10 protein-coding genes are annotated in these 12,193 nt (G+C 72.8%); 7 read left to right on the top strand and 3 right to left on the bottom strand.

Annotated elements, in window-relative coordinates; all coding sequences use genetic code 11:
* Together GT045_RS05920 and GT045_RS05915 are read left to right on the top strand one after the other, a co-directional pair.
* Window positions 1-1,175 (top strand): acyltransferase (locus GT045_RS05920; protein WP_161333499.1); only part of this gene is annotated, 1,175 nt, incomplete at its 5' end.
* Window positions 1,176-1,185: 10 nt separating this feature from the next.
* Window positions 1,186-2,100 (top strand): TIGR03619 family F420-dependent LLM class oxidoreductase, encoded by a 915-nt coding sequence (locus tag GT045_RS05915; RefSeq protein WP_161333498.1) that lies wholly within the window; start codon window positions 1,186-1,188, stop codon window positions 2,098-2,100.
* Window positions 2,101-2,222: 122 nt separating this feature from the next.
* Here the strand turns inward: GT045_RS05915 and GT045_RS05910 are convergent, their stop codons facing one another.
* On the bottom strand, window positions 2,223-2,711 hold the full coding sequence (locus GT045_RS05910; protein ID WP_161295203.1) for a GNAT family N-acetyltransferase: 489 nt from the start codon (window positions 2,709-2,711) through the stop codon (window positions 2,223-2,225).
* Window positions 2,712-3,408: 697 nt separating this feature from the next.
* Between GT045_RS05910 and GT045_RS05905 the strand changes: the two genes are divergently transcribed.
* Window positions 3,409-3,765 carry a DoxX family protein gene (locus GT045_RS05905; RefSeq protein ID WP_161295205.1) on the top strand — a complete coding sequence of 119 codons (357 nt, stop codon included), beginning with the start codon at window positions 3,409-3,411 and terminating at the stop codon, window positions 3,763-3,765.
* Window positions 3,766-3,864: 99 nt separating this feature from the next.
* Here the strand turns inward: GT045_RS05905 and GT045_RS05900 are convergent, their stop codons facing one another.
* The gene (locus tag GT045_RS05900) at window positions 3,865-5,475 is read right to left on the bottom strand and encodes a class I adenylate-forming enzyme family protein (protein ID WP_161295207.1); all 1,611 of its coding nucleotides are present in this window, start codon (window positions 5,473-5,475) and stop codon (window positions 3,865-3,867) included.
* A 54-nt stretch (window positions 5,476-5,529) separates the two neighbouring features.
* Window positions 5,530-7,788, bottom strand: a complete 2,259-nt coding sequence (gene ispH / locus GT045_RS39490) for a 4-hydroxy-3-methylbut-2-enyl diphosphate reductase (protein ID WP_237538370.1) — start codon at window positions 7,786-7,788, stop codon at window positions 5,530-5,532.
* A 275-nt stretch (window positions 7,789-8,063) separates the two neighbouring features.
* On the opposite strand from ispH, the gene GT045_RS05885 reads away from it, so the two are divergent.
* From GT045_RS05885 to GT045_RS05870, 4 genes are all read left to right on the top strand, one after another.
* The gene (locus tag GT045_RS05885; RefSeq protein ID WP_161295209.1) at window positions 8,064-8,612 is read left to right on the top strand and encodes a cupin domain-containing protein; all 549 of its coding nucleotides are present in this window, start codon (window positions 8,064-8,066) and stop codon (window positions 8,610-8,612) included.
* 196 nt (window positions 8,613-8,808) lie between these two features.
* The gene (locus GT045_RS05880) at window positions 8,809-9,936 is read left to right on the top strand and encodes a DegT/DnrJ/EryC1/StrS aminotransferase family protein (protein ID WP_161333502.1); all 1,128 of its coding nucleotides are present in this window, start codon (window positions 8,809-8,811) and stop codon (window positions 9,934-9,936) included.
* A 59-nt stretch (window positions 9,937-9,995) separates the two neighbouring features.
* Window positions 9,996-11,123 carry a type III polyketide synthase gene (locus tag GT045_RS05875; protein WP_202527262.1) on the top strand — a complete coding sequence of 376 codons (1,128 nt, stop codon included), beginning with the start codon at window positions 9,996-9,998 and terminating at the stop codon, window positions 11,121-11,123.
* Entirely contained in the window at window positions 11,120-12,148 is a 1,029-nt protein-coding gene (locus GT045_RS05870) for a methyltransferase (protein WP_161295213.1), read from the top strand. Before GT045_RS05875 ends, GT045_RS05870 begins: the two co-directional genes overlap by 4 nt.
* Window positions 12,149-12,193: the final 45 nt, after the last annotated feature.

Raw genomic sequence — 12,193 nt, 5'->3', positions numbered from 1 at the left:
GCACCCGCACCCGCACCCGCACCCGCACCCGGTTGACGTCTCTCACCGGGGTCCGGTTCTTCGCCGCGTTCGCCGTGTTCCTCTTCCACATCGCGATCGGCAGGCCGTTCGCCGACAAAGCCCTGTCGGACGGCGCGTTCACCGTCTTCTGCAAGGCCGGCTGGGTGGGGGTGTCCTTCTTCTTCGTGCTCAGCGGATTCATCCTCACCTGGTCGGCCAGGCCGCAGGACTCCACCACGGCCTTCTGGCGCCGACGGCTGGTCAAGGTCTTCCCCAATCACCTGGTGACGCACACCGCCACCATGGCGCTGTACGCGGGAGCCACCGTCGCGGGCGGCACGGCGGTCCTCAACCTCCTCCTGCTGCAACCATGGGTACCGGACGAGGACGTCTACTTCAGCGTCGACAATCCGAGCTGGTCACTGGGCTGCGAGCTGTTCTTCTACCTGCTCTTCCCGCTGCTGCACCGGGCAGTGGCCCGCGTCCGGGCGCACCGCCTGTGGGGGTGCGCCCTGTCTCTGATGGCCGCCGTCATCGCCCTGCCCGCCGTGGTGAGCGCCCTGGTGCCGGCCGAGCCGAGCATGCTCGCCCCGGACAAGCCGCTGCCCGCGTCGGCCTTCTGGCTGGTGTACGTCTTCCCGGTGACCCGGGTGCTCGACTTCGTGCTCGGCATCGTCATGGCCCGGATCGTCCTGGAGGGCCGTTGGAGGCGCTTCCGGCCGTTGCCGCTGACCGCGCTGTTCGTGGCCTGCTACGCCGCTTCGCTGTACCTGCCCGCGGTGTACGCGCTCAACGCGGCGACCATCGTGCCCGTGGCGCTGCTGATCCCGGCCGTCGCGCACCTCGACACAGCGGGCCGGCACACCTGGCTGCGCGCCCGGTCCCTCCAGTGGCTCGGCGAGGTCTCCTTCGCCTTCTACCTCGTCCACTGGCCGGTGCTCGTGTACGGGCGACGCCTGCTCGGCGAGACACGGCAGTACTCCTGGCCGGCGGGCATCGGCCTGACCGCCGCGTGCGCGGCGCTCAGCCTGCTGATCGCCGCCCTGCTGTACACCGGGGTGGAACGCCCCGCCATGCGCCGGTGGGCGTCCGCACGGCCCAGGCCGCGCCCGCTCACCGCCGTACCGACCGACGAACTGCCCGCTCCGCCCGCGGCGGCGGGCCCCACCCACTGAAAGGCTCGCCGTGCGATTCGGCATCAACCTCCCCAACTTCGGCACGCACATCGACGCCGGCTCCCTGCGCGGCTGGGCGACGACCGCCGAGCGCCTCGGCTACCACCTGATCACCGTCTCCGACCACATCGCCCTGACCCCGGACGCGCACCGCCGCTCCCCGGTGCCCTTCTACGACTCGTTCACCACGCTGGCCTGGCTCGCCGGCCAGACGAGCGGTATCGAGCTGGGCACCGGCGTCGCCATCGCACCCCAGCGCCACCCGCTCCAGCTGGCCCGCATCACCGCGTCCCTGGACCAGCTCTCCGGCGGCCGCCTCGTGCTGGGCGTCGGCGTCGGCTGGGCCCGGCAGGCGTTCGAGGCGCTCGGCGTCCCCTTCAGCCGGCGCGGGGCGCTGACCGACGAGTACCTGCGCGCGCTGAAGGTGCTGTGGACCGAGGAGGTCGCCACCTTCCACGGTGAGACGGTGCACTTCGACCGCGTGCACGCCGCGCCCCTCCCGGCCCGCTCCCCGCACCCCCCGGTCTGGGTGGGCGGCAACAGCCGGGCCGCCGTGCGCCGGGCCGCCCGGTACGGGGACGCCTGGCACCCCATGTGGCCCCAGGGCCCCGAACTGCCGGCGGCCCTGCAAACGCTGGCCGAGGACGCCTCGGCGGCCGGGCGGCCGACGCCGGACTTCTGCCCCTCGATCCCCCTCGCGCTCACCGAGCGTCCCCTGCCCGCCCAGCACCGGCGCCTGGGCCAGGGCAGCCTCGAGCAGCTGCACGAGGACCTGCTCCTGCTGGACAAGCTGGGGGCCCGGTACGTCACCCTCAACACGGAGCTCGGTGACCAGCGCCTGCGCCGCCCGGCCGAGCAGGACTGGGAGCTGTTCGAGGTGCTGGCACGTACCGTCATCGACACCGCGGGTGAGACCGTGCGCTGACCCCCCTGCCGGATGCCGGGCGGGGGGCGGCGCCGGGGCATGACCGCCCGGGCGGCACTCGGTGCCTCCCGAGGGTCACCAGGCGGTACCCCCGGTGATCCCGTGTCCGGCGGCGTGCCGCGTCATGCCGAGGGAATGCGAAACTCGAATTCGGGACGGTCCCACGGCACGGCGGGCGGGTTCGCGAGCGCGGTCCCGGTCCGCACCGCACCCGCGCGGTGGTAGAAACCCGCGGCGGGGACATGCGAGACGACCCTCACCCGGTCGAGCCCGGCGGCACGGGCCTCGGACTGCATGTGTGCGACGAGCAGCCGTCCGATGCCCTGTCCTTGCGCTTCGTCGGCGACGAACAGCAGGTCGAGCTCCGGTGGCGCGAGGACGAGCGAGTAGAACCCGAGGACCCGGCTTCCGTGCTGGTCGGCGCCCACGGCCACGAAGGCGCGGTGGGCCTCGATGTAGTCAGGCCCGACCCGGTAGCCCGCCACCGCCGCCGCGTACTCGCCCGCGTAGGCGCCCGAGCCGCGCACGAGCCGGGTGAGCCGTCTGGCATCGCGCGCGACGGCCCTCCGTATCTCGATCGGCCGGCTGACCGGGGAAGTACGTGAACTCACCGGGAGAGTATTTCGCACCGGTGCCTACCGCCGTGCGGCGGGGCGGCTGCCCGGGCAGGATCCCCGCACCGCTGACGGAAACCGCCTGCCCACGCCCCGGCCGGGGTGGTAGCCGGTGTGCCCGCGTGACCGCGGGAGCGGGGCCGGCCGCCTACGGCACGTACCCGCGTACTCGTGCGGACCACGGTGTTGCCCGCCGCCACGGCGGGCGCGGACTTCCACCCGGCCAGCCGCTTCCCCGCCGAGGTGCCCCCTTCGGCCACTTCGGCTACCACCTCCTGGCGGAGGCGACCAAGCCCATGGCGTGACCAGGACCGGGCGGGCCGGCCTCCGCTTCGCCCGACGGACGGGGGCCGCCCGCACGACGGGGACAGGGGCGGACGCCACCCGCACGCGCGCACCGGCGCGGCCCCAGGGGTTCCGGTGATCGATCACGAAGCGGTATAGGCGCGGGGAATAGCGCGCAAGGCCAGTTGCCCGGGCCCGGGCGGCCTGTACGATCATCCCGCACGGAAAGCGTCCACAACCCCAACAGCACCATCGCGTCGCGGTGTTGGGCAGCGGCCACCAGGTGTTCGGGCCACTGGCACACCGGCGGCCGACCGATGTTCACGGATCGAGTCGCCTGCTGTCCTCCCGAGCACGGGGTCCCGCAACGGGGCGGCCGGCGACATTGTCCCCACAGAGCGGAGAGAATGTGTCCATCGCCTTCGTCACGGTCACCATCCTGGGCGTGGTCTTCAACGGCGCGGCCGCCGTCACGTACCTGATCGGACACGAGTACCCCAAGACCCAGGCGGACATGAAGGGCATACCGCGCAAGTACGTGCCCGTCCTCGGCGCGTTACTGGCCGCGGGCACCGTCGGTCTGCTGGCCGGGCTCGCGGTGCCGGTCCTGGGAAACCTCGCCGCGTGCGGTCTCATCCTGTACTTCATCGGCGCGATCATCGCCCACCTGCGCGTCGGCTCCCGCAACATCGTGGGCGGGATCGTGTTCCTGGCCACCGCCGTGGCCGTCCTCGTCCTGGGCCTCATGCACCACGGCGCCTGGTAGCCGTCGTACGCGGCGGGCGGCGGGCCTCCGCCCGGCCCGCTCCCCCGCCGGCCGGGCCGCGCCCGGGTGGCGCGACCCGTGGTCGCGAGGCGGCCGGTCCTACAGTCCGGCCGCCAGGCGGCGGGAGAGTTCGACCCGGCGGGTCTTCAGTGTGGCGGTGCGCGGCAGCTCGGCCAGCGGGATCTGGACGGGGTCGGCCAGCTGCGGGTAGGCGGCCGTGACGGCGCGCCAGCGGTCCGCGTCCAGCGGCTCGTCCCGGTGGGTGCAGACCACCGGGACCGCCTTGGAGCCGGGGCCGGGCACCACGACGACCTCGGCCAGCTCCGCCAGCTCGTCCAGGAGGATGTCCTCGATCTCGAGGTTGCTGCCCACCCCGGGGATCGTGTCGAACTCCCGGTCCAGCATGTGCAGGCAGCCGAACGAGGTGCGGTAGCCGACGTCCCCGGTACGCCACCAGCCGTCGTTCAGGTTGGCGTCGTAGCGCTCCTGCTCACCGTGGTACGTCTTCGCCAGCCCGTCCCAGCGGACCTCGATGAAGCCGGGGTTCCGCTGCGAGGGCCGCTTTCCGTCCCGGCTCACCAGCCGGACCCGGGCGCTGCCCGGCAGCGGGTAGCCCACGCAGCGGCCGTCCATCCGGTGGACGAACCGGCGGTAGTACGGCCGGCCTGCCGCGGGGCCGACCTCGCTCTGCCCGTAGATCTGGAAGAACTGCGCGGGCTGCGCGGAGGCGTGCAGCAGACGGCGTACCGTCCGCGGGTGGATCGCGTCGAAGGTGCTGCTGAAGTACTTCACCGACGCGAACGGGCGGCGCGGGTCGTCGCTCAGCTCCTCCCAGGCCAGGAAGGAGTTGGGCAGCGCCTCGATCAGCCAGGGGCGGCGCTCGGCGAAGAACCCGGCGACGGCGTCCGGGGTGCCGTCGTTCACCAGCAGCGCCGGCATGCCCTGCAGGAGGCAGAGCGACATCGCCGCGAACGTCCGGGAGTGGCCGAAGGGCAGGTGGATCGCGACGGTCCCCCGCTTCCTCATCAGCCCCAGCAGGAACAGCTGCGGGCGCAGCCGGGAGCGCATCGTCCGCGGGGTGTGGACGACCAGTTTGGGCAGTCCCGTGGTGCCGGAGGTGTGCGTGATCATGGCCGGCTCGTCCAGTCCGCGCAGGACCGGCCGGATAGGCACCGTGCCGTCCAGCCCGGCGAGCGCGACCGCGCCCGGCGTGTCCCCGCCCACGCCGATCACCCCCTCGGTCAGCTCCGCCAGGTCCACGCCGTCCTCGATCAGGGAGCGGAGTTTGGGTCCGTCGGTGACCAGGTACGGCCGCTCCAGCCGGGCCAGCAGCGCGGTGAGGGCCGCGGAGTCCAGGTGCTGCGAGAGCATGACCGGGACGGCGCCGGTGCGCTCCACCGCCGTCGCCAGCAGCCAGAGGTCGAAGTTGGGGGCCTTGCAGATCACCACGTGCCGGCCGGGGCGCACCCCGGCCGACGCGAGCCGGTTCGCCATGTCCGCTGCATGAGAGGCCAGTTGACGTACCGTCAGCCTGCGACCGGCCTCCGGCAGGACGTCGAGGTCGTGGTCGAGGACGAGCGGCATGGCGCCGCGGACGCGCGCGGCCAGCTCCGGCACGACACCCAGGTAGAGGCCCCGCTTGTGTTTCGACGCGCGGGCCGGTGCGCGGTACGGCCGGTGGCTCAGTCTGTGCAGCAGCGTGCTTCCCATGGGTCTTCCTTCGGGTCCGGGTGGGCGGGCTTACGGAGTGCGGGGCGTACGGCGTCAGCGGTCGCGGTAGGCGACCATGTCGGCCAGTTCCTCCAGGCGCAGGCGCCAGCCGCGCGGCAGGCCGGCGTCCGCCAGGGCCGCGCGGGCTTCGGCGACCAGGGTGTCGATCCGTTCCTCGACGTCCGCGCGCACTCCGGAGGCGAGCAGGGCCGCCCGGAGCCCGGCCGGGTCCCACTCGGCGTGGCGGCTGTCCTCGACCAGGCGGGCGACGCGCGGATCCCGGGCCGCGGCCAGAGCGATCAGCAGGGTCATCTTGTGCTCGCTGAGGTCCAGTCCGGTCGGCTTGCCGGTCACGGTCTCGTCCCCGAACGCGTCGAGCAGGTCGTCGCGCAGCTGGAACGCCTCGCCGGCCGCGACCCCGTACGCCTCGAAGACCGTGTGCAACCCGGGGCGCCCGGCGATGGCCGCGCCGAGGGCGAGGGGCCGCTGGATGGTGTAGCGGCCGGACTTGCAGACGGCGACCCAGCGGGCCAGGTCCGGGTCCGGCTCCACCTCGGCGGCCAGGGCGATGTCCAGCTGCTGGCCGATGATCATCTCGGTGACCAGCTCGTGCCACACCTGTGCCGCCGGACCGGTCAGCCTGCCCGCGAGCCGGTTCGCGTAGCTGAGCGCCAGGTCCCCGGCGAGGATGGCGACACCTTCCCCGTACCGGCGGGACTCCCCCGCCCAGGAACGCCGGGCGTGCAGGTCCGCGTACGCGGCGTGGACCGTCGGGGCGCCGCGCCGGGTGGGCGAGTTGTCCATGATGTCGTCGTGGATGAGCGCGAACGCGTGCAGCAGTTCGAGCGCCGCCGCCGCGTCGACGACCGTGTCCTCGTCCGCGGTGCCGCCTGCCGCCAGATAGCCGGTCACGCAGAACAGGGGCCGCAGCCGCTTTCCGCCCGACGCGACCAGCTCGGAGACGGCCGCGACCGGTATCGCCACCCGGGCGTCCACGGCACTCCAGCGGGCCTCCTCGGCGCTCAGCAGCTCCGCGATCCGCCGGTCGACGCGGTCCAGGAGCTTCGCGCAGCTCTCCTCGTCGACGCCGCCACGCTCCTCAACCGCCGCCACCCCGCTGCCCGACTCCCCGGCCACCAGCGGCTGTTCCGGGTGCTCCGGGTGCTCCGGCTGTTCCCGCTGCTCCAGGCGTTCCGGCTGTTCCGGCTGTTCCGGCTGTTCCGGGTGGTCTAGGTGGTCCGGGTGTTCCGGCTGGCTCACCTCGTTCAGCCGTCCCCGCTGTCCCCGCTGTCCCCGCTGTCCCGGCCGTTCCGTGTCCCCCGCCGTCCCCGGCTCCGCCGGCCCTTCCACCAGCGCCGGCCCTTCCACCTCCGGCGGCCCTTCCACCTCCGGCGGCAGTCTGAACTCCACGTTCTCGGTGGCCGTCACTTCCGTCTCGACGTCCGCGTAGCCCAGTTCCGCCAGCCGGCGCAGCGCCCGTTCCACCAGCACGTCGGGCACGCTCGCGCCGGCCGTGAGGCCCACCGTGCGCACGCCCTCCAGCCAGGCGGGGCCGAGCAGGTCCGGGTCGGGCAGGAGACGGGCGTCGGTGCCCGCGGCCCGGGCCACCTCCACGAGGCGCAGCGAGTTGCTGGAGTTGGCCGAGCCGACGACGAGGACGAGGTCGCTGCGGCCCGCGATCGCCTTCACCGCGTTCTGCCGGTTCTGGCTGGCGTAGCAGATGTCGGCGCTGCCCGGACCGGTCAGCCCCGGAACGCGCTCCTGGAGCACGGCCACGATCTCCGCCGTGTCGTCCACCGACAGCGTGGTCTGGGTGAGGTACGCGGCCGTCGTACCGGGCGCGAGGTCCAGCCGCCCGGCCTCCTCCACACTGCCGACGACGACGGTGCGCTCGGGGGCCTCTCCGTAGGTGCCCTCGATCTCCTCGTGGTCGGCGTGCCCGACGAGGATGAGCGTGTCCTTGTCGCGGGCGAACCGGACGGCCTCCTGGTGCACCTTGGCCACGAGCGGGCACGTCGCGTCGATGACCGTGAGCCCGCGCCGCCGGGCGTTGTCACGGACCTGCGGGGACACCCCGTGGGCGGAGAAGACGCACACCGCACCGGCCGGCACCTCCTCCTCCGAGTCGACGAACCGGGCGCCCCTGCCCTCCAGTTCCCGCACGACGTGCTCGTTGTGCACGATCTGCTTGCGTACGTACACGGGTGCGCCGTGCAGCTGGAGCGCGCGTTCCACCGTCTCGATGGCCCGGTGCACTCCGGCACAGGCCCCCCGGGGCTCGGCGAGCAGAACTCGGTGCGGGGCGGACGGCATGGTTTCCCCCTCGGGGTGGTCGGAACGGAATCCGCATTCTGAATTCCGTGTCGATACGGCCGGCCCCGACGGTGACCGGCGGCCGGCGTCACGCATCCTCGGCCGTGCCCCTTGCCGGTGAATAGGCGGCGAGTTGGCCTCCGCTTGGCGGCAAGCAGGCGCCAATCCCGGACCCAGTGGGCCCCAAGTCACCGGTGGCATTCTCACGTCGTCCGGCTCCCGGATTTCCTCCGGGCCTCCCCGGCTTTCCCTTTTCCCAGAATGAGAGACACCAGATGAGCGGTCTCATCGTCCCGCCCGGCCAGGGCCGGAAACTCGTCACCAAAGCACAGGACGTGACGTTCAAGGTCACGGCCGCGGACGGCTCCTCCGCCTCCGTCTTCGAGGTGGTCGTGCCGCCCGGGTTCGACGTCGGCGCGCACACCCACAGCCGTTCACAGGAGTTCTTCTACGTCCTCGAAGGCGAACTGGAACTCTTCGCGTTCGAACCCACCGAGCGGGCCGGGGACACCTGGCACGGCTGGGAGTCCCCGAGCGGCGACCGCGCCGTCCGGGCGGTCGCGGGCAGCTGCATGTTCGTGCCGCCGGGCTGCCCGCACGCCTTCCGCAACGCCACGGACGCACCGGCCCGGATGCTCTTCCAGAGCTCCCCCTCGCCGGAGCACGAGCGCTACTTCGAGGAGATCGTCGAGATCTTCGCGGCCGGCCGGTCGGTGGACTCCGAGGCCGTCGAGCGGATGCGCAAGCGCTACGACGTCCAGCAGATCACCCCGCTCCGCTTCACCCCGCCCGCCGCCGCCCCGGCCGACCGGCCCGCGGCGTGACCAGCGACGACCTGACCGGAGAAGAAGAGCCGAGGGGGGACCTCCGATGACCACGACGAGCGCGGCGACCACGACGGGCACAGTGCCCACGACCCGCACGGGCGGCACAGCGAGCACGAGCAGCACAACGAGCACGGCAAGCACAGCGAGCACGGGAAGCACAGCGAGCACGAGCGGCACAGCGAGCACGGACGGCATCGCGCTCGTGCACGCGAGCCTGGGCGAACAGGAACTCGCCGCCGTCGCCGAGGTGTTCGCCTCGGGCTGGCCGGCCGGCCAGGGGCCGAAGGGCAAGGCCCTGGAAGCCCAGCTGAAGCGGCGCTACGGCGTCGGTGACGCGGTCGCGCTCAGCAACTGCGGCGCGGCCCTGCACCTGGCCATGCTGGCGCTCGGCGTCGAGCCCGGCGACGAGGTGATCGTCGCCGACTACACTTTCCCCGCGCCGGCCCACGCGGTGCGGTACGTCGGTGCCACCCCCGTCTTCGCGGACGTGCGCCGTGACACCGGCACCGTCGACCCGCAGGCGGTGGCCGACCTGATCGGCCCGCGCACGGTGGGGGTGATCGCGGTGGACACCGTCGGGCTGCCCGCCGACTACACCGAACTGATGGCCGTCGCCGACCGCCACGGCCTGTTCGTCGTCGAGGACGCCGCCTGCGCGGTCGGCGCCAGCTACCAGGGCCGCCCCGCGGGAGCGCTGGCGCCGGTGGCCTGTCTCTCCTTCCACGGCCGCAAGGGCGCCAGCAGCGGCGAGGGCGGGGCGCTGCTCGCCGCCGACCCGGTGATCGGGGCGGACGCCCGGCTGCGGTCGTCGTTCGGCATCGGGAGCATCTACGACCAGGCGCAGGTGGTCGGCCTGCCGATCCCCTCGTTCACCGACATCGGCTACAACTACAAGCTCTCCGACATCGCCGCCGCGATCCTCCAGGTGCAGCTGGAGCGCGTGGAGGAGCTCCTGCGGCGCCGGACGGCGATCGCGGCGTCGTACGCGGAGCTGCTCGCCGACGAGGAACTGCTCACGGTGCCGCACGTGCCCGGGGACCGCACCCACGCCTGGCAGTCCTACCTGGTGACCCTCGACCCGCGCGTGGACCGCTCCGGGCTCGCCGCGTCGCTGCGCGCCCAGGGCGTCGGCTGCGGGCACGGCACCTGGGCCAGCCACCTGCAGCCGGTGTACGACGCCGCGCAGAGCTGCCCGGTCTCGGCGGACCTCTTCCAGCGCAACCTGGCGATCCCCATGCACGCCGAACTACGGCCGGACCAGGTCGAACGAGTCGTGGACGTGCTGCGGGCCGAACTGAAGAACAACCTGCGCCCGAGCTGACCGCGACCGAGGCACCAGGCAGAGAAACGTCTTCACTTTCCGAGAGGCAGACGCCGAACATGCCCATCCTTTGCAAGCCCGCGGTGCGCGTACCGGAATACACCATCACCATGGAGCAGACCCTGGATTTCGCCAGGAAGGCGCACGCGGGAAAACCGCAGCTCCCGCTCGCCCTCCGCCTGATAGAGAACACCGGAGTGCGCAAGCGGCACTTGGTGCAGCCCATCGAGGAGACCCTGAGCCACCCCGGTTTCGAGGAACGCAACCGCATCTACGAGACGGAGTCGAAGAAGCGCTGCCCCGACGCCATCGAGGAAGCCCTGGCGAACGCGCTGCTGCGGGCCGAGGACATCGACGCGATCATCTACGTGTCGTGCACCGGATTCATGATGCCCTCGCTCACCGCCTGGCTGATCAACACCATGGGGTTCCGCTACGACACCCGGCAGCTGCCCATCGCCCAGCTGGGGTGCGCGGCGGGTGGGGCGGCGATCAACCGCGCCCATGACTTCTGCGCGGCCCACCCCGACAGCAACGTGCTGATCGTCTCGTGCGAACTGTGCTCGCTGTGCTACCAGCCCGACGCCGACGACATCGGCTCGCTGCTGTCCGACGGCCTGTTCGGCGACGCGGTCGCGGCGGCCGTGGTGCGCGGCAGCGGCGGCCCTGGTGTCACCGGTGTGCGGCTGCGGCGCAACGCCTCGTACCTGATCCCGCACACCGAGGAGTGGATCTCCTACGCCGTGCGCGACACCGGGTTCCACTTCCAGCTCGACCGGCGCGTGCCGGGCACCATGGAACCGCTCGCCCCGGTGCTGCGCGACCTCGCCGCGGGGCACGGCTGGGACGCGGCCGACCTCGACTTCTACGTCATCCACGCCGGCGGCCCCCGGATCCTGGACGACCTCGCCAAGTACCTCGGGGTCGACCGCACGGTCTTCCGGCACAGCTGGGGCACGCTGACCGAGTACGGCAACATCGCCAGCGCGGTGGTGTTCGACGCGCTGCGCAGACGGTTCGAGGAGGGGCCGCTGCCCACGGACGCCACCGGCGTCATCGCCGGCTTCGGGCCCGGCATCACCGCCGAGATGGCCCTGGGCACCTGGGTCGACGGCACGGCCCGGCAGGACACACAGCACCCGGCCGCCGAGGCCGCCGAGCGCCCGTACGCGGGGAGGACCGCATGAACACCACCGGCAACGGCACCACCGACGCACCCCAGGCCGGACCCACGTCCGACCGGATCCTGCGGATGATCAACGGCTACTGGGCCACCGGGATCCTGGGCACGGCGGCGACGTACGACCTGTTCACGCTCCTGGAGGACGGCGCGGACACACCGGCGGCGCTGGCCGAGCGGGCCGGGATCGCACCGCGCGGCGCGCAGGCCCTGCTGGACGGTCTGGTCGCCCTGGACCTGGTCGAGGTGGCGCAGGGGCGGTACCGCAACACCGCGGAGGCGGCCGCCTTCCTGGTGGCGGGCCGGCCCGTGTCGCTGGCCGGCTTCGCCCGCCTCAAGATGGGCCACCTGGGATCGCTGGCCGCGCTGCCCGACGTCGTGCGGGCCGGCGGTCCGGTGACGCGGGCGGTGGTGGAGGTGGCCGACAACCCGCACTGGGAGAACCTCGTCCAGGCCATCGCCGCACAGTCGGTCCCCGTGGCGCACATCGCCGCCGAGGCACTCGGGCTGGCGGACGCCGGGAAGGTCTCCATCCTCGACATCGGTGGCGGTTCGGGAGTCTGCTCGGCCGTCTGGCTGGGGCTCAACCCGGACGCCCGCGCCGTCCAGATCGACTGGGCGCCGATCAACGCGATCGCCCGGCGGCTGCTGGCCGAACAGGGCGTGGGCGACCGGGTCGAGCACGTCGACGGCGACTTCCACACCGTGGACTTCGGCGACGGCGACCACGACATCGTCGTGTACTCCAACATCGCCCACCAGGAGGGACCCGAGGACAACCAGGCGGTGTTCGGCCGGATCCGCAGGGCGCTGCGGCCCGGGGGCACGCTCGTCGTCTCCGACTACATCACCGATGACGAGCGCAGCGGGCCGCCCTTCGCCCTGACCTTCGCCGGGGAGATGCTCCTCAAGAGCCGGCACGGCTCCACCTGGCGGCGCGGCGACTACCACGCGTGGCTCACCGCCGCGGGGTTCGAGGACATCCGCTTCCTGGACACCCCCTCCCCCACCACCCTCGTGCTCGCCCGTTGACCCGCCGGAAAGCCTCCGGCGCGGCGGCCCGTCGGGGGGACCGCC

It is taken from the genome of Streptomyces sp. SID486 (assembly GCF_009865385.1).
In the GTDB taxonomy this organism is placed as follows: Bacteria; Actinomycetota; Actinomycetes; order Streptomycetales; family Streptomycetaceae; genus Streptomyces.
This window is presented reverse-complemented; position numbering and strand designations above follow the sequence as displayed.

What these genes read in the sequence shown, in the direction of transcription:
- GT045_RS05900 (WP_161295207.1), bottom strand. Translation starts at nt 5,475, where the DNA reads ATGGGAAGCACGCTGCTGCACAGACTGAGCCACCGGCCGTACCGCGCA.
- ispH (WP_237538370.1), bottom strand. Translation starts at nt 7,788, where the DNA reads ATGCCGTCCGCCCCGCACCGAGTTCTGCTCGCCGAGCCCCGGGGGGCC.
- GT045_RS05885 (WP_161295209.1), top strand. Translation starts at nt 8,064, where the DNA reads ATGAGCGGTCTCATCGTCCCGCCCGGCCAGGGCCGGAAACTCGTCACC.
- GT045_RS05875 (WP_202527262.1), top strand. Translation starts at nt 9,996, where the DNA reads ATGCCCATCCTTTGCAAGCCCGCGGTGCGCGTACCGGAATACACCATC.
- GT045_RS05870 (WP_161295213.1), top strand. Translation starts at nt 11,120, where the DNA reads ATGAACACCACCGGCAACGGCACCACCGACGCACCCCAGGCCGGACCC.